Origin of the sequence: Marinobacter sp. ATCH36 (assembly GCF_023555055.1) — a bacterium.
In the GTDB taxonomy this organism is placed as follows: Bacteria; Pseudomonadota; Gammaproteobacteria; order Pseudomonadales; family Oleiphilaceae; genus Marinobacter.
Genome location: NZ_JAMJPL010000001.1, coordinates 717,195 through 737,962, shown reverse-complemented (window position 1 = coordinate 737,962; position 20,768 = coordinate 717,195). Strand labels below are relative to the sequence as shown.

The 20,768-nt window shown below is 57.7% G+C and carries 14 protein-coding genes; all 14 read right to left on the bottom strand.

Annotation, left to right across the window (positions count from 1 at the left end; genetic code table 11):
* Window positions 1-191 precede the first annotated feature (191 nt).
* Window positions 192-1,403 carry a glycerophosphodiester phosphodiesterase family protein gene (locus M8010_RS03270; RefSeq protein WP_250088464.1) on the bottom strand — a complete coding sequence of 404 codons (1,212 nt, stop codon included), beginning with the start codon at window positions 1,401-1,403 and terminating at the stop codon, window positions 192-194.
* A gap of 71 nt (window positions 1,404-1,474) precedes the next feature.
* Entirely contained in the window at window positions 1,475-1,975 is a 501-nt protein-coding gene (locus M8010_RS03265; protein WP_250088462.1) for a hypothetical protein, read from the bottom strand.
* Window positions 1,976-1,977: 2 nt separating this feature from the next.
* The gene (locus tag M8010_RS03260) at window positions 1,978-2,301 is read right to left on the bottom strand and encodes an ElaB/YgaM/YqjD family protein (protein ID WP_250088448.1); all 324 of its coding nucleotides are present in this window, start codon (window positions 2,299-2,301) and stop codon (window positions 1,978-1,980) included.
* 182 nt (window positions 2,302-2,483) lie between these two features.
* Entirely contained in the window at window positions 2,484-3,350 is an 867-nt protein-coding gene (locus tag M8010_RS03255) for a DNA ligase (RefSeq protein ID WP_250088447.1), read from the bottom strand.
* Window positions 3,338-3,784: a DUF4124 domain-containing protein gene (locus tag M8010_RS03250; protein WP_250088445.1), complete on the bottom strand. Its 447-nt coding sequence runs from the start codon at window positions 3,782-3,784 to the stop codon at window positions 3,338-3,340. Before M8010_RS03250 ends, M8010_RS03255 begins: the two co-directional genes overlap by 13 nt.
* Window positions 3,785-3,926: 142 nt before the next feature.
* The gene (locus tag M8010_RS03245; RefSeq protein ID WP_250088443.1) at window positions 3,927-4,805 is read right to left on the bottom strand and encodes a hypothetical protein; all 879 of its coding nucleotides are present in this window, start codon (window positions 4,803-4,805) and stop codon (window positions 3,927-3,929) included.
* A complete protein-coding gene (locus tag M8010_RS03240; protein WP_250088440.1) occupies window positions 4,780-7,647 on the bottom strand; it encodes a toxin VasX in 2,868 nt (955 codons plus the stop codon). The genes M8010_RS03245 and M8010_RS03240 overlap by 26 nt, the downstream gene beginning before the upstream one ends.
* On the bottom strand, window positions 7,640-8,506 hold the full coding sequence (locus tag M8010_RS03235; protein ID WP_250088438.1) for a DUF4123 domain-containing protein: 867 nt from the start codon (window positions 8,504-8,506) through the stop codon (window positions 7,640-7,642). The genes M8010_RS03240 and M8010_RS03235 overlap by 8 nt, the downstream gene beginning before the upstream one ends.
* Window positions 8,506-10,560 carry a type VI secretion system Vgr family protein gene (locus tag M8010_RS03230; RefSeq protein WP_250088436.1) on the bottom strand — a complete coding sequence of 685 codons (2,055 nt, stop codon included), beginning with the start codon at window positions 10,558-10,560 and terminating at the stop codon, window positions 8,506-8,508. Before M8010_RS03230 ends, M8010_RS03235 begins: the two co-directional genes overlap by 1 nt.
* An 81-nt stretch (window positions 10,561-10,641) precedes the next feature.
* Window positions 10,642-14,226: a type VI secretion system membrane subunit TssM gene (tssM, locus tag M8010_RS03225; RefSeq protein ID WP_250088434.1), complete on the bottom strand. Its 3,585-nt coding sequence runs from the start codon at window positions 14,224-14,226 to the stop codon at window positions 10,642-10,644.
* A 33-nt stretch (window positions 14,227-14,259) separates the two neighbouring features.
* Window positions 14,260-15,696: a type VI secretion system protein TssA gene (gene tssA / locus M8010_RS03220; RefSeq protein WP_250088432.1), complete on the bottom strand. Its 1,437-nt coding sequence runs from the start codon at window positions 15,694-15,696 to the stop codon at window positions 14,260-14,262.
* A gap of 44 nt (window positions 15,697-15,740) precedes the next feature.
* Window positions 15,741-16,394, bottom strand: coding sequence for a type VI secretion system-associated protein VasI (vasI, locus tag M8010_RS03215; protein ID WP_250088430.1), 654 nt, complete (start codon window positions 16,392-16,394; stop codon window positions 15,741-15,743).
* On the bottom strand, window positions 16,391-17,956 hold the full coding sequence (locus tag M8010_RS03210) for a sigma-54 interaction domain-containing protein (protein ID WP_250090108.1): 1,566 nt from the start codon (window positions 17,954-17,956) through the stop codon (window positions 16,391-16,393). Before M8010_RS03210 ends, vasI begins: the two co-directional genes overlap by 4 nt.
* Before the next feature lie 163 nt (window positions 17,957-18,119).
* Window positions 18,120-20,762, bottom strand: coding sequence for a type VI secretion system ATPase TssH (gene tssH, locus M8010_RS03205; protein ID WP_250088429.1), 2,643 nt, complete (start codon window positions 20,760-20,762; stop codon window positions 18,120-18,122).
* Window positions 20,763-20,768 lie beyond the last annotated feature (6 nt).

Sequence of the window (20,768 nt, the reverse complement as noted above, 5' to 3'; positions counted from 1 at the left end):
TTACTTCCCAATGGATTAATCGGAAAAGCTTCATACCGATTACCTGAACTCAGGCTACCTGCAAACAGGCAGGATGTGGGTTAAATGCGCAATACGATCTGTTCACCTAATTTTCATGCTATTTAATGTCAGCTTCACAACTTTTCAGAGCATTTGCATTTTTCTCACGCTTCCAGGCTGACAGTGCCGTGCTAGCGCCCCGCCAGCCCCATGCAGTTGGCATAGTAAGTGGTGGTTGCCGGCCAGTCGGAGAAGATGCCGATCACCCCAACCTCCCGGGCCAGCACATCAATCACGTTGAACACGTCTCCGTCGTTATCAATAGCCTCGGTGATGGTCTGGTGATACCAGCCACCGCCATCAGCCAGCGGGCCACTGCGCTCAACGGTCCAGGCAATCAGGTCCAGCCCTGCTGCCCTGGCGTTTTCTGCGTACTCCGAGGGCACAATCTGCTGACGGTCATCCAAAGTCAGCATTTTCCAAAGTGCCGGTGCCAGTATATTCACCCCTTGCGCGGCAAGGTTTTCCACTCTTGCAAGTGACGAGTTGTCCTTTGTCAGCGGCTCCTGATCCAGGAATACCGCCTGCCTGCCGAAGCGGGGCATCTCGTTGACCCAGAACAGCACATCATCCAGCAGGAATGATTGCGGCCAGACATCCTTTGGTTTTACACCGGCGTCGATATAATCCTGGATCATCTGGCGGGCGTAATCCTGCTGGCTGTAATCTCCCTCGAATGGCATGTCCACAACGGGTGTTTTGAGTTCCGGCGTGAACTTCACACCCAGCATCCTGAACAGTTCAATGCTTTCCTGGTGCGTCAACAACGTGCCTCGACTGCTGTACAGGTCTGTGCGCCAACCCGCTGTGCCATCCAGGTACTCTTCGGGCGTGGTGGCATCGGGGTTAAACGCATCCATCTTGCCCTCCAGGGATTTGAACTCCTTGAGCGTAATATCGCTGGTACGGCACTCCGCTTGCGCCTCGGTGCCGCGCTCCGGGTCTGCCGGCACAAAGGGCTGGGTACACTTGGCGTTCAGCTCGGGGATGGTGACAATGTTGGTGGTGGTGTGAAGGTCGTTCTGGGCATGGCGACAAACCAGTTCCCGATCCCTGGTAAAGGCAACATCACACTCCAGGATACCCGCACCCATACGGGCGGCTGCCACGTAGGATTCCCGCGTGTGTTCCGGGAACTGCAGGGGCGCACCCCGGTGGCCGATCGAGAACTCCGTGGGCTTCATTTTCCCGACCTGACATGACTGAAGCCTGTCTTTCAAGGGCCCTGCATCCATGTCTTCAACCAGCCAGAAAGGCCTGGGGCCCAGATGCACCTGGGATGCATTGGCAACAAAACAGCAAGATATAAGCAATGCGGCAACCAGTAACCTGCGCAACTTCATGACAAGCTCCCTGTGCAATGAATGGTACTGCACGCCCAGTGTCGGTATGGCGGGTTACGTTGGCATGACGATCAGGTTGCTGGTGCATCCCTGTCGCTGGCTGGGGTATCCGTTTTCTCCTCTCCGCGCGCCTGTTCGGCTTCCGCTTCCTTCATCAGCACCATGCCACCCTGCAACAGAAGTGATTTCAGGCGCGGATCACTCTGCTCGACCACACCGAGGGTGAACGCAGCAGCAACGGCTTCAAGAGGATTGTTGCGGACAAGATCCCTGATGGCATCAATCGGAGAGCCCGATGACTGCCCTTTACTGTCTGAGCCGGATTTTTTCGAGGCGACCGGCCGGGTCATCCGATAGAAAAACAAAACCAGTAACAACAGACATGACAAGCCCGTCACCGCCAAAGCACCGGCCTCACCCAGCGAGGGGGACAGCGCCAGCGTGGCGGCATTGACGAGCAGGTAAAAACCGGTAATCAACAGGGCGACCAGCAGCACAAAGGCCAACATAAAACCGATTATGGCCGCGACTGCCTTCCGCAGGACGCCCTGTAACCAGGCTGAATCAGGCATGATCAGCGATCCAGCAACCGTCCAACCAGCAGTCCCGCAAGGAACATGATAATAATACTGAGGAACGGGCGCTCCTCAATTTTGTGCTCAACATCATCGACCGCCTTGGTGCCAGCATCACGAGCACGGTTGATGGCGGCATCACTACGCTGCCTCACCTGGTCAAATGCTTCGCGGCTTTCCCGGCGGATTTCATCACGGAGACTGCTGATATTGCTCTTTTGCCCTTCGGCAACGGTTTTGGTGAGTTTGGAAAGATCGTCGCTGAGCTTCCTGAGATCTTCTCTGACCTGCTCATAATCGTTCTGACTGGATTTCGCTTCCATTTGTTGCCTCCTTATCAATCAACCAAACTGCTATTCGGGCTTTTGGTAACGATAAAACTATTGGCTGAATGTCCGCAAAAACTCATCATCTTCAGACAGACATTCAGAACCGTGGAATGATGAAGAATAACCACGGTTACAATTACTGTAGCACAAGCTAAGAAATCTATTGTGAAGACCTCTTAATCGAAGGATGCTGGATCAGACTCCCGAGGCTCATCGTTACGAACTCGCATGAAGCTGGCAAATCTCGGTAATCCGGACGAAGTGTACCCATAATATTTGTAGGTAATGGTTGCACCAACTGGAGGCGGATTCCTGCGTTCTTTATTGCTGAAACCAGTGCCGAGATGAAATCGCCGGCCATCCTCCCGCTCCACCCGTATCGAACCCATCAACCCCCGATACTTTCCACTACCGGGCAAGTGCGCCACAACGACCGCTTCAGCATCGTCGTAACGCTTCACTTTCAGCAAGTCATCCGAGCGCCCGGCAGAGTGATGGCTGCTACCGCGCCTTAGCATCAACCCCTCGCCGCCTTCAGTTATTACCCTGTCCAATGCCGCCATCAGTTCACCATGATTCGTTGCCCTTCGCTGAGCAACCATGGCCAGAAACGGCGACGGTGATGGCACCAATGCCGACTCCATCAGCTCAACGCGCTCCGTAAACGGCCGGTCGACAGCTGGCAGGTCAAACACCATGAACCGGATCTGCCGCCAGCTCTCATCCTCCGGCTCCAGCCGGCGCACCGCGCCGGAAAGTTCGGCAAACCGGCCCCGCCCCATCCACAATTCTCCATCCATGGGCACATTGGGGAAATCTTCGGTGAACCACTGAGGCGCCCGGTATTCATTGCCTCCCCGCGACCAGAACCGCTTGCCGTCCCAGTATGCCCTCACACCATCCAGTTTTTCACTGACCCAGTAGTCTTCGAGGACAACGCCTTCCTCGTAAACCCCGGCAAGGACCAGATCGGGCGGCTCTGCATGAGCAAATGGTAAGCCGAACAGAATGGCCGTGACGCAAAGCAGGCTCAGATACCGCATTCACTTTGCACCTGTGCACTAAATTGTTCGCGAAGGCGTTTGTTTTCTTCGTCGTTAACGAAGACACGCTCTCCCTCGCTGTTAAGACGATAGATACCCGATACACTTTTCAGGTACTTCAACCGCGCCCGCAAGGCCTGACAGCGGGCTTCATGCTTCTCTGCCCTGGCTTCCTGCTCTGCCCTGGCCTGATTACGTTCATCACGCTCCCGCTGGCTCTGCTCCAGGAACTCGTTCATGCGCAGCTTGCGCTCTCGCGCCGCAGCATCCGACGACGGGGCGGGGGCATTCAGTTTTACCTCATCAGAGGCTGCATTCTTAGGCGGACGGTCCCCGAAATGGGTCTGGCCGTTTTCATCGACCCAGCGGTAGGTCCCGGCGTGGGTGATGGGAATGATTAGGAAGCATAGGAGGATCAGGAGTCCTTTCTTCATTTTTTATCTCCGCTTATGGGACTACAGTGGTCGGTTACCCGCACAATGGGAGAGAACGGCATGTAATAAAACGCATCCAGTTCCGTAGGCGCGTTGCTCCAGAAGGACAGTAAAAGGAAATTGTCGATCCGAAGCTGCGGGATCAGTAATAGTTAATCTTCCCGAAAATGGCTTCAATTTCTTTAGGCCATTTATACTTGAAGGGAGAAAACTTCGACCAAACCATGTTTGGCATCAAAAGGATTAGAAAGAAATATTCGACAATACGCTTTCCCAATAAACTCGAAGATACTTCCTTTCGAAGTGAATCAAAATTAACGCCAGCGAGATGATCAGCGTCCTCTTCAACTACCCCTTCTTTATAATATCTGACAATAAAATTCCACCTCCTATACATCATGCTTTCATTAAAAGTGGAGGATATTTTCTTCCGCTGCAGCGGTTTTTTGGGTGTTTTTCCGCAAAAGTAAAACTTGTCTCGCAGAAAAAGATGAGAGTAGTACTGACGGTCCCACACAACACCAGAGCCCAGGTACTGCCAGTTGTAGGAAAAAGTCACCTCCATTTCATCCCAGGGAATGCGGTAGAAGGTACCCCGGTGCCCTACGTACACGAACCCCTCCTGCCGGTCGATCCGGACCGGTAGCGTCAGTGGGAAGAAGATCTCAAACAGGTAGACGGATATCCAGAGAGGCACAAAAAGTGCCGCTGCTGCCAACAGCGCCTCCCCTGAAAACAAAGCATCAACAATCCACATCAGCCCCAGCACAACTATCATGAATAAATTTACGATGCCCAGCATGCTTCTTCGAAGAATCAAGAAGGCCGTCCTAATATCCATAAACCGTTCGCTGATATAGGTAACGCCGAAGTTCATTTCTTCCGAAGAATCAGACACCCCCGCAACTTTCCGGGCTGGCGGACTGGCAAGCCGCGCACCATGGGTGCGGTACAACTTCTTTTCCAGCTGTTGTTCCAGGTCCGTTTGCGGAAAATTACAATTCAAAGGCGAGTCTTTCATCGACACCCAATTCCTCTACATCGTTTCCGTCCAGAATGATTCGGAGCCCGTTTTCACCCGTCACTTTCCGCCCATCCTTCTCGTACTCAATCAGCATTTCAAGCTGTTCCCACCTGTCGTGGTTGTAGTGGGTAAACCCGTACATCAGCCCTTGGGGAGAGGGGTCTATCTTCCTCCTGCGATCAAACACGTCGGTGATATCGTTCGAATCGTCTTCAGAGAACCAGTTCCTGTTCGCCTCGAACAGCTTGATGGAAACCGCGCAAGTCCCCTCAACAAAATCCGGGAAATACACTGCGAAACTCGTAAATTCCGACAGGACCTTATGTTCGCCCTGTCGGGATATAGCCCAATGCTTGGGCATGTACTCGGTTATCCGCACAAAGGGTGAGAACAGCATGTAGTAGAACGCATCCAGTTCCGCTTCGAAATAGCGCCTTACTTCAGCGCCTTCATCCTGGGAAACGATGGTTCGGCTTTCCTCCAGCAGTTCTCTGCTCAATGGTCGGGACTGCTCATCCCAGTAGCGCAGCGTGGGTGCGTTACCCCAGAATGACAATGACAGGAAATCCTCGATCCGGGACCGGGCAATGTATAGCTGTACCATGCTGATGACGAAGGAGACCGCAACCAAAACCGCGCCCACCACGAGTACTACGGCCACGCCTGCTCCCGAAACCGCACCAACCACGGCTATTGAAGCCAGGGAGGTGATTCCAATGGTTAGCCCAACCTGGACCCCGGCCAGGGCCGCCATAGTGTGATGGCCTGTGTCCAAGGCCTTGCAGCCCCTCCGCAGTTCCAGACCTATCGCTAGTAGAACACCGACATAAGGAAGAGCCCTTACGGTAATTCTCGCAAAGAACTTTGCAGCAGGAGCAAATTCCTGCACTACTCTTATTCCACTGAGAACCACCGACACTTTGGTCCCAGCCGCCGACAGATTTGCCCCCAAGGCTTTGGCGTATTCCTCCCTGATCAACAATCCGCTGAGGTTGACCACGCCTTCGCCGATGCTCCACAGGCCAGATGCAAAGTATCCCCACCGCTCGATGACGGATCGATCGCCCAGCATTACATCCTGCTGTGTCTTCTTCAGTCCGGAATACAGGCTTGCCACATTAATCGCGTGAAAAAAGGTTACGGCCCCAATGAACTTGCCCCGGTTCTGTTTAATGCTTTCAACCACCGGGTCCAGTCGGGTATGGAGCCAGCCAAAGGGATTATCCCTAAAGTCTGGGGTCAGGTGGAACACGTCAATCAGGGTTCTGTTCAGGTAGCTCCGGAGCCTTGCATCCGCCATTCCGGCGGCCAGTGGAGTCATTGTAAGTTCAGACAGGTTATGGCCAGCGGCTTCCAGTGATTTGCGGTGGACTGTCGTGAGCAGGTCCGTCGCGGTATTCAGGGTTATTCCCTGCCGGTGAACATCAATGCCATAGCGTTTCTGGACGGCCTTGGCCCATTTTTTCCACTGCGGCCAGATCTGAGGGTCTTTGGCCCAGGCTCCCATCTTTGCGGCGGGGGCGGCAAATTCCAGCATCAGAACATCAGTGGCAGTGCTCACTCGCACATGCGCCGGCATGTCGAAGATACTGTCCACGATCTTCAGGCTGCCATAGTCAAATCCGGGGAGGTCTTTCAGTTTCTGGGTAATACCGTTGGTGGCCGAAGCCAGGAACAACGCGGTGCTTAGCATGTTACCGACCGTGCCGGCTTCGCCTTCGTCCGCTTCCAACCACCGCTCGGCGTCTTCCTTGCCCTTTTCCGCACTGACATAGCCGTCCAGTACATCGGCCAGTTCCTGCTCGACCGCCTCGAACCCTTCCGCGCAGTAACAGTCGTTAAACTCCAGCTTCCTGGCCAACTGGTCGGAGTCAATCCACCGCTTCCAGTCATCGAATACCAGTGCACGGGCCTGGTCATACTCTCCAACCTTTTTGTGATAGCTTTCAACGAACGCGTCTTTTTCCCCTGAACGAATTCGCTCTTTCAGTTCCTCGGTAACTTCTTGCCGCTCGTCTTCAGATTCCTTCTTGCTGGCCTCGCGGGCGATGAGCGCATCCACCATCTGGGAGGTGGTGTAGGCGTATGCGTTCTCCTCCGCGAAGTTCGTAATCAGATTCACATGAAGTGCATGCAACTGGCCCAGTTCGGAGGTGATACCGATTTCATCGTCAAGGGCGACGCAGTACGAGAATTCGGTTTCTTTTTTGCACTGCCCCTGCAAATCGGACTCACTGATTCCTTGTGCAAACTCCGTCAGGCTCCACTCAAAATCCACTGGTTCTGGCCGAAAATCTTCAACAACTCCGTTTATGGCTTCGGTTTCACTGATATTTACGCCTTCACGATTTTCCGGGAGCCCGCTCAAGTCGAAAGACTGCATGTGCTCTTCGCGGACTTGCGCATCCGTTCGCACAAGTTCCTGCAAACGCACAGTCCACCGATGCTGCACGAATTTCAGAAGCACTGTCCCTTCCCCAGGGTGGTGTACGGCGGGTAAAGCGCTTTTTGCGTCAGCATCTGGAAGCAGTACCGAGTTCACACCTGGCCGTACTTCGGTTATCAGGCCTTGCTCATTAACCCGGTATTCATGCAGCGTTCCGAAGACTTCGGAAAACATGTAAACCCAGCCGGGCGTCAGCTTGCGAACGCAATAATGCGTTTTTCCGAGTGCAACGGCAGGTGCACGAAAGTTGGCGGGCAAGGCAACCTTTTCCTGACTGATCGCCCAGCGCACCGGATACAACGCAACGGTTTTGAGCTGGAGCGGGCACATCTGTGCCGCTGAATCGATGTCATCTCTACCCTGTATAAACGCTGAGCTGTTTGCACTACCCATGGACCAGTCCCTCCGTTGACTTTTTCTCAGCGAATTCTGCAATTCGCGCTATGGCCTTCCCTGGCTCTGCGGAATTTGCTTTCCACAGGTTCTGCACATCGCTGTCATCGAATGCATGATGCCCAAGCCAGCCAATCGTGTTGATGTATAGAGCGATATCGCAGGCACTGGACAATCCCCGCGCTTTCGCTGCGGCGACTAGCGCAGAGACCACGCTCCAATCCTGCCCATCGGTGTCGGTTTTCTGAAGAACATGGGGAAAGTAGTTTTCAACATGCAACTCAAGCTTCCTGAGGGCTGTCCTTTCCGCCGCTTTTTCCATGGCAACATAGTGTTCCTCGCTGATGCTGAAAATTTCAGCCTGACAGTCACTATTGGGTTGATCGTTATGAAAGTAGTCCCACTCACCCGTGCGGCGATCCTGAATGGCAAACAGACTACAAGGCCCCATCAATCGCCTCACATCTTCACCTGATGGATCCAACTTCAACAGATGCCTCGCGATTTCGGGATCGTAGAACCGGAAAACGACCTCATCACCCGTGACCAACCTGGCCATAAGCAATTCTCGAAAGTGGTCCATGACATTTTCAAATTGGCAGTCAGCCTGCACTACAATGGCAGCACCCTGGTGCTTCCAATCCTCGAAGCATTTAAGTGCCAGGGCGCTATTTATTCCTGCCTCAACCAGCCAAGGTGAAATTTCCAACAAGTCAGCAAGCTCGGTTTCCCTGTAGAGGGCATCGCAACGAGGTGTTTCCAGTTCACTATAAATAACCTGGGATAAGTCATTCACCTTTGCGCCATCGACAAGAATGAATGTCTTACCCTTGTCGGGAAGTCCAGCCGGATTGCTCATCAGACCGCACCTTGTGATTCTGGTGAGCAGACCTGGCAGATACCCTTGCCCTGGTTCGCGGCATTCTTGATGGCGCGTATCTGATCTGGCTTGGCCATGGATCTTTGGGGTGTCTCCGGCAGATCCACCGGCGCAACAGCCCCACCATTTTTCTCCACCAATCCAGGCATCTCAGGCACCTGAACCGTCTGCCCACTGCCTTTGCCCGGCGATCCACCCGCATTGAGCTTGATGGCAGCACCACCCATGGCCACACCACTGGGATCAATCTTCACGAAGCTGCCGCCTGCCTTGAGGGTGATTTCCGCGCCTGCTTCGATGACGGCTTTCTGGCCGGCCTTGATGTGCAGTTCGGTGCCGGAGTCGCTGAGCCAGGCGGTGCCGGCTTTGAGGTGCAGGGTGCCGGTGACGTTGAAGTTGTGGTCCTTGCCGGTTTGTTCCCGCTTTTCGCCATCCACCGTGGTGTGGTCGTTGCCCTTGATGTGGGCCTTGCGGTGGTTGTCCACAGTGAGGTGACTGTCCTTCTTGATGACTTCGGTGCGGTTGTTCTCGGTCAGTAGATCCAGGTCTTTCTGGGCGTGGATGTAGATCTGTTCTTTATCGGCTTCGTCCTCGAACCGCAGTTCGTTGCTGCCCTCGCCCTTGTGGGTTTGGGTTTTCAGGGTAGTCCTCGTCTTGTGTTCCGGCAGCGCATAGGGCGGCGTGTTGGTGGCATGATAGGTTCTGCCGGTAATGATCGGCTGGTCCGGGTCGCCGTCCAGGAAGCTGACTATGACTTCGTGGCCGATTCTCGGTAGGGCCATGAATCCATACTGGCCGCCGGCCCAGCCCTGGCTGACACGGAGCCAGGCGCTTGAGTGTTCGTCGTTCTTGGAGTAGCGGTCCCATGGGAACCTGACCTTTACTCGTCCATGTTCGTCGCAATGGATCTCTTCGCCTTTGGGGCCGGTGACGATGGCGATCTGGGGGCCGTCGATCATCGGGCGGCATTCCACTTGTGGCCGCCAGGTGCGATCCGCCGGAATGGCGTTGAAGGCGTTGTGGTAGGTGGTGGCGCCGCTATTGCCATCCTCTTCCAGGGCCTGGGACTGTTCGCCGATGTGGGTAATGCTGGTGAACAGCCATTCCCGGTTCAGGGTCGGGTTGTCGTGTTCGGTGAGTTCGACCTTGGCGCCGACGGTGAAGTCGGGACGGTTACTCTGGCCGTTGGCCAAGGCTGCGTCGTTTCTCAGGGCGTCCAGCCGGGCTTCGGTGAAGGGCTGGCCACTGGCGTCGGCTTTGAAGCGACCCGGGTAGTCGTAGTGTTGGTAGTCTTCCCGCTGGCCCTCAAGTTTGTCGGCCTGGTGTTCGTGCATCAGGGCGTAAGCGGGGTTCTTGAAGGTGTAGTCTTTCAGGGCGACGGAAGCCGCTTTTACCCGCTCCCGGTAGCTGAACTGGAAGATCGCGCTCTGGCGGGTGCTGCCGCCGGCTTTGGCGTTGTATTCCACCGGAGCCAGTTTGGGGGCGTCGCCGTGATGGTCTGCGATGATGAGGGCGGGTTCGAAATAAAAGTGCCAGCCTTCTTCTGCAGCCAGTCTTTCCAAGAAATTCAAATCGCTTTCCCGGTGCTGGACGCAGTATTCCCGTTCTTCGGGGGTGCGTTTCAGATCAAACACGGTGTCGATGATGCCCCGCTCTTCCAGCAGGGTGCGCACGATGGTGTCGGTGCTCTGGGTCTGGAAGATGCGGCTGTTGTGCATCAGGCCCAGGCGCCACAACGGGGGCTGGACGATGACTTCGTAGCGGGTGCGGCGGTGGCCGGTGTCGCCCCGGGCGAATTCGTTGACCACGCCGTGGAAGCGCCTGAGAGGCACGCCATCCTGCCAGACCACCAGTTCCACGGGCTGCTCCAGCATTTCTTCAGCCGCAATATCCGGGGAGGTACTGGCCAGTTCGAGCTTGCAATGAAACAGCTGTGAGAGGTGTTCGGTCAGTTCAAATCGGGCGACCACGAACAGGTCTTTGGGGAGTTGGCCAACAGCGGCGGTGAAATGCAGTCCGGTTGCCTGGGGCATGTCTTCGGTCCTTGAAGCAATGAAATCCTGAACCGCCAATACAGAAACCGTCCTGTTCCCGTGTTGGCGCTGGTACATAGTCTAATACAGACTGCGGGGTATCTGGTACCCCGCCAACATTTCCTGTGTGAACGGGTTGGTATTACTGCCCGCATGCAGGCGATAACCCATCTCGCCGTCATCCAGAGCAAATCTTACATCCACGGCACTGTTGCTTACCCCGGTGATATCTGCTTCATCCAGCAGGCGGAACAGCGCCCAGGGACCGTTTTCCGAAATGCTGCGCGGTGACCGGTTCACTTCCGTGGGCACAAGGGTAACTCGGCTCTCAACTGAATCCCGCAGGGTATTCGGCCACACTAGCGGAATGCTCTGGCTTGGGCCATGGCTGAATTCCACCAGTTGTCCGTCCACGTTCATTACGCTGCGGCGCTTGTTGGAGGACAGATGCAGCGGCTCCAGTGCGAACTCAACATCCAGTGATCCGCTCCTGGTAAAAAAGGCACGGCGGATGTTCTCAGCCTTCTCCAACGAGGCCAACACATCACGACGAACCAGGCTGGCGCGCTTGGAACCGGCAATGTGCTCAGGGTGATCTTCCAGAAACAGTTTCAGGTTCTCGTTATAGAACTGGTCCAGAACACCGTCTGGCGCGAAGAAGCGCTCGAAATCCTGCAGTGCGGCGTCACGGCCGGCGCCCGGGTTAAACGGATAATGCCGGGCCAGGCTCTGCTGGAACGGCTGATAGACTTCCCGGTACCACTGGCGCTCAAGTTGCGCCACAGCCTGATTCAGAACTACCCGCCAGCTTTCAGAGGCCAGCTTCTCAAACATGCGATCCAGTGGCGCTGGCTGGTTGGATGCTACCCGCTGCAGGGTGAAAATCGGGTCCGCCCCTTGCAGGCTCATGCGGGCGCGGGCAGCGGAGAGTGCGGCCTTACCCCGGTCCGGCGCTTCCTGAATGCCACGCAGATAGGTGTGAAGGCTTCGAACCACTTCCATCACCTGTTCCATGTCACTGGGGTCGTCGCCCTGCTTGTCCACCAGCTCATTCAGGTCGGTAAACTGGCGGTCAATTTCCTGAACCATCTGGAAATGAGCCGATTGCTTCATCACTTTGCGAGCGGCTTCTGCCTCTTCACTACCGCTGGGAATCAGTCGGGTATTGGCGGTTACCTGGGCCAGTAACTGGTTCAGCGGCTCGTGGCCGCTGGTCAGGCTGTCAAGAACACGCACTCCATGGTTCAGGTCACTGAAAGTCTGGATATCCAGCCGGCTGAGGGCCTTGCGCCAGTTGGCGACGTAGTTTTCAGCGTATAGCGATTGCAGTTGTGCCTGTAACCGGGCCTCATCAGCTTTGCTGAAATTCACATCATCGCGGCGGCCCAGTACCCAGGCGTCCACCAGTGCCAGCTCGGCGACCGAACCGGACTTTCGCAGGAACCAGGAGTTCAAGCCTTCCCGAGTCAACAGCGACGGAATCAGCACCGGGTCCGTCTGTTCGATATCTCCATCAGCCAGTGGTTCACCGTATTGATCCAAACGTACAAACACGGTGCTGAAGGCCGGCCCGGACTCTCGCGCCAGATCGAGAGGGGCACTGAAATTCTGTTCGGCTTCGTTTTCCAGGTCCCGGTAGACCCGGTCCGGAGTCGCAATGCGTCCAAGTTCGTGCTGGGCCCACTGGACACTGCTACGGAACGGTGCAAGGGCCATATCAGCGGTTTTATCCCCGTCTTCTACCCTCTGGATCAGGTCCGTGTGAAGCATGGCGTAGTCCAGGTGACTGAGCAATCGTTGCTGCATATGCCTTTGCGCGGGATAGGCACGTTGCCAATAATCGCTCATATAGCTGTAGACGATATCCCCGCGGCGGCCACTGGCATCGTAAAGCATGCGCAACACACGCAAATGGTCGAGGCGCTCGGAACTCGTATCCGGAGCATCGCCCATCTGTTCCATCACGCCCAGCATAAGCGCAGGCACGAATTGGTAGGCCAGCATGTCCAGGTAGGACTCCTCCACTTCCGGCCCCACTTCGTGTCCTTTGTACAAGCCCATGTCTGCGACCAGTGCCGGCTCTGCCCGGTAGTCTCCGAAGGCCAGCGTGGCTTCCCGCAGTTGATCCAGGGGCTCAAGCAGGTTGCGGCCGGTGGTGTCCGGCTCGTAGCCGATGGGGCGCCAGTTATCGATAAAGCTGCGCACCCGGTCCTCTACCGCCGCTGCTGCCTGGGCGTTCTCGATGAAGTAGTGCTGCCACCCGGCGGTCATACCCAGGCCGGCGACAACGGCGACCACTGCAGCTATCGCAATGCGACGACGACGGATGCCGACCACTTTCTGGTTGTCACCAGCCAGGCCCGCTTCACAATAGACGATGCCAGGAAACAGTTTTTCAGTGAATAGGCTTGAGGACTGGCCGCCACGCTGCGCCGGCTGTATCGGACTGGCGAGGCCATAATTGGCAGCGGCAGCGGATACAAAGGCATCCTCCGGCACACCTTCCTGAACCACGGACGTGAAATAGGTGCCGCGCACCAGGGCCGATGTTGAGAAAGCATCGGCAGAAAGCAGGTCCGCCAGAAACTGTTCCAGTACCGGTTTCAGGCCGGCCAACTGGCGAGTAAAGGAGTAGGCTGCGGCACGCTCCTCCGGGTCCCGTGTAGCTGAGAGCACATCCGGGAGCCGCTCACCCAGTTGCTCGGCGAGTTTGCTGAAGTTCTGGTCGAATTCACCCAGCCAGTCATCCGCGTCGTGCTGGCCATCCAGCTGGTAGGTGAAACCGAGTGGATTTTCCCGCTCCGCTTTTGACAGGGTTCGGGCAAACGGGGCGAAACCATACAACAGGTCCATCTTGGTGAAGCTGATGTAAACCGGTAGCCGTGATCCCAGCGTCTCCATCAGCTCCCGCAAGCGGGTGCGCAGCAGAATGGCCTGGGCCTCGCGCTGTTGTTCGTTGCCGGTACTCAGGCCGGCAATGTCCACCGTCAGCACCACACCGTTCAGCGGCCGCTGGGGCCGGTTCTTTTCCAGCCAATTAATAAAATGGGTCCACAACCGCTGCTGGATAACGCTGGTGGCACCTTCGCCGTCATTCTGGCGCAGCAGTTCGCCGTCCGGGTCGATCAGCACGCCGTTGTCGCCAACCCACCACTCGAATCCATACGGGTTTTTCTCCGTTCTCGGGTTACGGGTTACATTGGTGAGTGTGTATGTCTGTCCGGAGCGCTGGATCAGGCTGGTCTTGCCGGCGTCTTCAAGCCCCATCACCAGGTACCAGGGCAGGCGATAAACGCCCTTGCGACCCGGAAGGTTGCTCTTGAGCTCCGCCAGGCGGCGGTCAAGCAGGCGCTGCTGACGACGCTCCAGCGGCAAGATCGGGTCTTCCTCTTCCTTCTGTTCCTCCGCCTTGGCCACGTTCACCTTGCGCAGCTTGCGGGCCAGCATCATGCCCCAGACCATGGCCACCAGCAGCACAACCACCAGCGTGACAAGGGCTCGCACCTGCCAGGCCGCCAACGGATAATCACCGTTGATCTCCAGGCGCGGGCCCAACCACCAGGTTGCAGCCAGTAGTACCACCACACCCAGCGCCAGGGTGATCGGCGCCGCACTGCGTACAAAGGGCAGTATCCGTCGTCCAATGAGTAGGGCTTTTCTCCACATGGTGTCCATTCCTGTTAATTCGTCCGTCTGTGTTTATGCAAGTCTGTCCAGCCGGGCTACCAGGCCAGGCTCCCAGTCTTCAAGGTTCATGCCCCGGGTCTGCTCGCGCAGATCCTGCACCTGTTGTTTCGCCAGGCTCTTCATACCGCTGTCTTTCATCAACTGGCTGCTCATCAGTCGCCAGTAGAACCGGTCACGGGGCTCGCGGGCGGTTTCCAGGCCCTCTTCCAGCAATTTCATGGCCGGGGCCAGGCCTTTCTGTTCCATAATTCCGCGAGCTTCGTCGTAGGCGTGTTCCCAGGAACTTGCGCCGCCAATGGCGCCGCCTTTTGCCGGGCCACTGAGCATCCAGTCAGCCACCGCTTTGGGCAGGAAGGGCGTGCCATCGTTAAACGTCATTTCAGCCAGCTCAGGCAACCGCTCAACGAAAGCCTTTACGGCCGTGCGAATGGCTTCCGCGCAGGCTTCGTGCCCAAGCGCGGAGGCGACTTGCGCACTCAGCCAGTGGCCTTCCAGCCAGAACGGGCTGACCGACAGGCTTTGTTCGATGCGCTGCCACAGGGCCAGGTCCGGGGATTTGGACAGGCTCTCGCGATAGTCGGCCACCCGGTCAGCGCTTACTGCCGCCAGGTCGCTCTTGATACCGTCCCGTGCCGGTGGAACCGAGGTAATGGTCTGCCAGATCGAGTAGCGACGGAGCTGATAGCCCAACGCGTCGGCAGGCGTGGTTTCGGTCAGCATGTCGGCCACCTTGAGCAGGCTCTGGCGGGTGGCCCGCTCGTTCGCGGGGTCGAGGGTCAAACTGCCCAGAGACGCGGATGACGCACTACTGGCTTGCGATGAGGTTGAGCCTGACGATGAGGCACTCGCTGTTTCCGTTCTATCGACGGTTGCCGACGGTCTGGGCGTATCGGAAGGCGATGGCAGCTTTTCCACCGACCGGCGCAGATCGACCAGCCCGTCATCCGGCAGTTCAAGTGCGCATGCCTGCTCCATCAACTTGCCAAGCGTGACCAGGCAGAATTCCCGGCCATCGCCCACGCCGCTATCGAAGCTCAGTGCCGACACTTCCTTTGCGGCTCGCTGCAGGATCTGGGTCATCAGCATCTTGCGGGCGCGTTTGCCTTTGTCACCCGGGTAAGGCCAGGCGTCGTTCCACCAGCTGTCCAGTACCCGATGCAACAGGTACAGCGACAGCGCAAACCGCTCACCATTGCCGCCCCGCTGCAGGCACAGCAACAGGAACCCAAGTACCTTGAGATCCTTGCTGGTATCCGCCAGCAGGCGAAGGGATTCGCTTTCGACTTTGTCCCACTCAACTCCAGCGTGGGCCAGCGATCCAACCTTCATGATTTCGTTTTCAAGGTACTCCATGGTGGGATCGTCCATCAGGTTTTCACCCATGGCGTGCTCCCCGGAAAACATGTTCAACACCTGCTCAACGTACGGGTGCTGCTCTACTGCCTGCATATCCAATCCCTGTCTTTTCTGATCGCGCTTCAAACTCTTAACAGCTACCAGCCACACTCTTCCCGCAGTGGCTTCAGGGTCTTCCGGAACCCGGTCAGATCAAACATCAGCCCGTCAACCACAGCGCTGGATGAAACGACGGTAACGCCGGATGTGGCGGCCATGTTGCGGACCGTTCGAATGGCGGGCAGTCCGCGCCCGCCACTGGCTACAAAGCCCTCGTCCCGTACCCGCCAGATCTGCCGGCCATGGCCGAAATCAACGGTGACCCGCTCCTCCTTGACTGCCCGGGGCAGCATCACAGTGAGCTCGGTAATATTATTGTGGCACTGTACTGCCAACAGCGGCCTTGGCGGTTTCACCCCCAACGCACTGATGGTCAGCAGATGCCCGGCCAGTTCCCCGGTATCACGGTAGAGCGGCCCGTCACCCGGCCGGCGGCGCTGCTCCTGGGCAAAGGCCTGGCGCCAGCGTTCAGGCTGTTTGCCAGCACTGACGTCTTCGATTGCCACGTGAATGGGCGTACCAAACACCTCATCAAAACAGGCCAGCCGCTCCAGCCGCTGATTTTCATTGGTACAGTCGCGGGCCGCTGCCAGTTGCTGGCTGGACTGCGCACTCGCCGCCAGTGAAAGTACCATACCCAGGGCACAGAGCCCGGCAGCAAGCGGTCGGTTATTTCTGATAAACAGATTCACGCTTCAGTCACCTGATACTTCTGACATTTATGGGCCAGAGTGCGTTTGGGCAGGCCCAGGCTTTCTGCCGCCTGGGCGCGGTTGCCTCCATACTGGCGCAAACGCTCACGGATGATGGCGGCCTCGAACGCCTGGGCCGCGGCCCGGAGGTCATCCACTTCTTCCGCCTGAGGAACGCCGGGAACCATATGTGCCTGAAAATCGCTGGCGACGCAGGTTCCCCGGCTGGGGAACAGATCATCAAGGCGCAACACTTCCGGCTGGATATCATCTCCTACCGGTGTCTGCAGGCAGGCAAACTCTACGACGTTGCGCAATTCGCGGGCATTACCCGGAAAGCTGTAGCCCGTCAGCATACTGAGTGCGTGACTACTGATGCCCATGGGACCAGCGCCCTCGCGTGCTGTGTACTCGCGGATGAAATGGCGGCACAGGGGCTCCAGGTCTTCCGGACGGTCCCGCAAGGATTTGACTCGCAACGGGAACTGGCTGAGCCGGTAGAACAGGTCCCGGCGGAAACGGCCGTCCTCGATGCACTCGCTCAGCGGCTGATGGGTAGCGGCCACCAGGCGGAAATCGGAATGCTGTTCCTGTTGCGCTCCCAAAGGCCGGAAGCGGCGGCTTTCCAGTACCCGCAGCAGTTTGGACTGCAGGGCCAGGGGCATGTCGCCGATTTCGTCAAGGAACAGGGTGCCGCCGTCAGCCTGTGCAAGCAGACCTTCCTTGGCGCGGTCGGCACCGGAAAAGGCACCCTTGGTGTGGCCGAAGAGTTCACTCTCCAAAAGGGAATCCGGGATTGCGGCGCAGTTGACCACCACTAGGGGCCCTTCGGCCCGATCCGAGAACCGGTGAATTCCCTGCGCTACAAGGTCCTTGCCGCAGCCGGTCTCGCCCTGCACCAGTACCGAGAGTTGGCTGCCGGCGGCGCGGACGATCTGGGCGCGCAGGTCGGTCATGGCGGCGGAGTTTCCCACCAGGGTGTCTGCCAGTTGTTCACAACGCTGACGCACGGCTTCGGCGTCGTGGAGGTGGTCCAGGGAACGTTTGAGCATGCGCCGCTGCCAGACCTGGTCGCTGGTTTTGAGCTGGCTGACCCATTGGTGGGACAGCAGGGTCAACAAGCCCCGATACAATGGTTGGGCGGTGATACCCTCCCATTCGGGCTCTTCATTGCAGAGCAAAAGGATGCCAAGGGTACGGCCGTCTTCGCCTTTGATGGGTTCGAGCCAGAATGATCTTGGCCGGTTGCTGGCGTCGACCAGGGCCTGGAAGCCGGGGTGGTCGAGGCGGTAGCTGGCAGCTCGTGACAGTTCCCTTGCCTTGCCCTGTTGTAGCAGGTGGGCAAAGGGGTGGCTGAAGTCGCCGCAGTCGAATTCGCCCAACTCGCCCAGTGCGGCACAGTGGAGTGTTCGGCCGCTGAGGTCGAGTTCGAGTGACCAGCAGCGGGTGAGGCCGAAGGTGTTTTCGAGTTGCCGTGAGGCGACTTTGAGCAGGGTTGGCAGGTTGTCCTGCCGGAGCAGCTCAACCGCCAGGTCAATGCCGGTGTGCAACTCCATCTGCATCCGTCCCATTCTTTTTGTCCCTTTTCCCTTTTGGACCGCGTACCGTGCGGATTCACTTTCCGAAACACGCTGTGAATACATCCCTGTACGCTCGGCTCCGCCATCCAAGGCTCCGCACGGTTTCGGAAAGTGAATCCGCACGGCCCGCTACTTTTCAGTTGCCTTAGGCAACGGTACCTGTGAATTTGTTGTCTTCGACGCCGAGGGTCACCGTTGTGACCGACTCTCTCGCTGCCAACTTTTCCAGCAATGCCAGCGAAACGGGCGGCAACAGTTCACCTTCAATGATCGATTCCAGCATCCTCGCGCCGTTTTCACTTCTTGTCGCACGACTGCGGATGGCTTCTACCAGGCCGTCTTCCAGTTCCACTTCGGTGTGGTAACGGTCGCCGATTTGGGTGGCCAGGCGGTCGAGTTTGTCGGCGACGATGCGGTTGAGGGTGTCTTCGCCCAACGGCAGGTAGGGTACGACTTCCATGCGTGCCAGCAGTGCCGGTTTGAAGAAGTTGGCCAATTCCGGGTACAGGGCTTCTTCGATTTTTCCGGGCTCGTCGGCGTGTCTGACGATGGTCTGGTAGCCCAGGTTTGAGGTGAGGAAAAAGACGACGTTCTTGCAGTCAATCAACCGGCCTTCGCCGTCCGCCAGTTCGCCTTTGTCGAAGGCCTGGTAGAACAGGTTGAGCACTTCCGGATGGGCTTTTTCGACTTCGTCGAGCAGCACCACGGAATACGGCTTCTGGCGAATGGCTTCGGTGAGAAGACCACCTTCGCCAAAGCCGACGTAGCCCGGTGGGGAGCCAATCAGGCGGGAAACGGTGTGTTTCTCCTGATACTCGGACATGTTGATGGTGGTGAGGAACTGGCGGCCGCCGTAGAGCAGTTCGGCCAGTTGCACGACGGTTTCGGTTTTGCCCACACCACTGGGGCCCGCCAGCAGGAAGGCGCCCATGGGGCGGCCGGGGCGGCGCAGGTCGGCGCGGGCTGTCAACAGGTGCTGGTGCAATGTGCCGATGGCGATGTCCTGGCCCTTGATGTGGGATCGCAGGTACTCCGGCAGGCGGGTGATTTTCTCCAGCTCGTCGGCGGTCATGCGATTGACCGGGATACCTGTCCAGTCGGCGACGACTTCGGCCACCTGGCGGGCATCCACGCGGGCGTGAACCAGTGGCTCGTCGACTTGCAGTTCGGCCAGTTCCTGTTCGATGGCGGCGGCTTCGCTTTTCAGGTCCGGGCGCTCTTCGTCGGTTTCCGGGGTGGCTTCTTTCTCCGGCGCTTCCGGCTCTGCATCTCCAACGTTCTCATTCAGCAGTTGTTCGCGAACTTCCACCAGGCGTGCCACCAGTTCGCGCTGGTCGTTCCAGCGTTGTTCCAGTTCTTCCGCTTCCACCCGCAGGGTTTCCAGGCGCTGATTCAGTTCGCTCTCACGCTGGCGGTCGATGGCTTGCCCAAGGGTCTGTTCGCGGGTGATCAGATCCTGTTCCATACCCAATTGGTGCAGTTCGCTACGCACATGGCTGAGGCGGCGCGGCGGTGTGCTGAGGTTGAGGCTGACCCTTGCGCAAGCGGTATCCAGTACGTCGATGGCCTTGTCAGGCAGCTGGCGGCCGGCCAGGTAACGGGCGGACATGTCGGCGGCGGCTTTCAGGGCGCTGTCGGCGATCAATACCTGATGGGCCTTTTCGTAGACGGTGCGCAGGCCACGGAGGATGTGGACGGCCTGGGCCGGTGTGGGCTCATCCAGAGCGATGGGCTGGAAGCGGCGACTCAGGGCCGGGTCTTTCTCGAAGTATTTCTTGTACTCACGCCAGGTGGTGGCGGCGATGGTGCGCAGTTCGCCACGGGCCAGGGCCGGTTTGAGCAGGTTGGCGGCGTCGGAGCCACCCTCGCTATTGCCGGCGCCGATCAGGGTGTGGGCTTCGTCGATGAACAGGATGATCGGGGTGGCGGAGCTTTTCACCGCTTCAATCACGCCCTTCAGGCGCTTCTCGAACTCGCCTTTTACCGAGGCACCGGCCTGCAGGGCACCCATATCCAGGGTCCACAGCTCCACGCCGGTCAGGCGTTCGGGCACATCGCCGTTGACGATGCGCAGGGCCAGGCCCTCGACAACGGCGCTTTTACCGACGCCGGCATCGCCCACCACGATGGGGTTGTTCTTGCGGCGGCGGCAAAGGATGTCGATCATCTGGTCGATTTCCGCGTCACGGCAGACCACCGGGTCCAGTTTTTTGTCCCGGGCCAGTTTGGTGAAGTCGGTGGCGTAGCGTTTGAGCGGGTCCATGTCCACCTGCGCCTGGTTGGCGGTACTGGGGCCATCTTCGGCGCGGGGTTGCTCTACCGAGCCCCGGGTCATGAAATCAAACTGGCGGCGCAGCTGTTCGCGATTGATGTCTTTCAGCCGCTGGGAGACCTGAGGCATCAGGTAACGGTCTGCATTCATCAGCAGCGCCAGCATGATGGCACCGGAACGCAGTTCGGTATGACCAAGTTCGGTGGAGGCAATCAGCCAGGCGTCCTGCAACAGCTCTATCAGCAGCGGCGAGAACGATGGGTACGGCTCTGCAGACTGGGGCTCGCCGTTAAGGCTGTCCCCCACCACAGGCTGCAAACTCTGGTAATCGATACCAGTGCTTTCCAGGATCTGGCGCACATCGGTAAATGGCGTTTCCAGCAGTTTGAACAACAAATGGGCTGGGGTGATTTCCGCACCCTGACGGCTGATACACAGCGCCGCTGAAGATTCCATCCCCTGGCGGCAAATCTCGTTGAGGCGCCCAATCAGCGCCGGCAGTTCTACCCGAATCACAGTGAT

Excerpts from the sequence above, each read along its gene's own strand:
- M8010_RS03270 (WP_250088464.1), bottom strand. The coding sequence starts at position 1,403 with ATGAAGTTGCGCAGGTTACTGGTTGCCGCATTGCTTATATCTTGCTGT.
- M8010_RS03265 (WP_250088462.1), bottom strand. The coding sequence starts at position 1,975 with ATGCCTGATTCAGCCTGGTTACAGGGCGTCCTGCGGAAGGCAGTCGCG.
- M8010_RS03260 (WP_250088448.1), bottom strand. The coding sequence starts at position 2,301 with ATGGAAGCGAAATCCAGTCAGAACGATTATGAGCAGGTCAGAGAAGAT.
- M8010_RS03255 (WP_250088447.1), bottom strand. The coding sequence starts at position 3,350 with ATGCGGTATCTGAGCCTGCTTTGCGTCACGGCCATTCTGTTCGGCTTA.
- M8010_RS03250 (WP_250088445.1), bottom strand. The coding sequence starts at position 3,784 with ATGAAGAAAGGACTCCTGATCCTCCTATGCTTCCTAATCATTCCCATC.
- M8010_RS03245 (WP_250088443.1), bottom strand. The coding sequence starts at position 4,805 with ATGAAAGACTCGCCTTTGAATTGTAATTTTCCGCAAACGGACCTGGAA.
- M8010_RS03240 (WP_250088440.1), bottom strand. The coding sequence starts at position 7,647 with ATGGGTAGTGCAAACAGCTCAGCGTTTATACAGGGTAGAGATGACATC.
- M8010_RS03235 (WP_250088438.1), bottom strand. The coding sequence starts at position 8,506 with ATGAGCAATCCGGCTGGACTTCCCGACAAGGGTAAGACATTCATTCTT.
- M8010_RS03230 (WP_250088436.1), bottom strand. The coding sequence starts at position 10,560 with ATGCCCCAGGCAACCGGACTGCATTTCACCGCCGCTGTTGGCCAACTC.
- tssM (WP_250088434.1), bottom strand. The coding sequence starts at position 14,226 with ATGTGGAGAAAAGCCCTACTCATTGGACGACGGATACTGCCCTTTGTA.
- tssA (WP_250088432.1), bottom strand. The coding sequence starts at position 15,696 with ATGCAGGCAGTAGAGCAGCACCCGTACGTTGAGCAGGTGTTGAACATG.
- M8010_RS03210 (WP_250090108.1), bottom strand. The coding sequence starts at position 17,956 with ATGCAGATGGAGTTGCACACCGGCATTGACCTGGCGGTTGAGCTGCTC.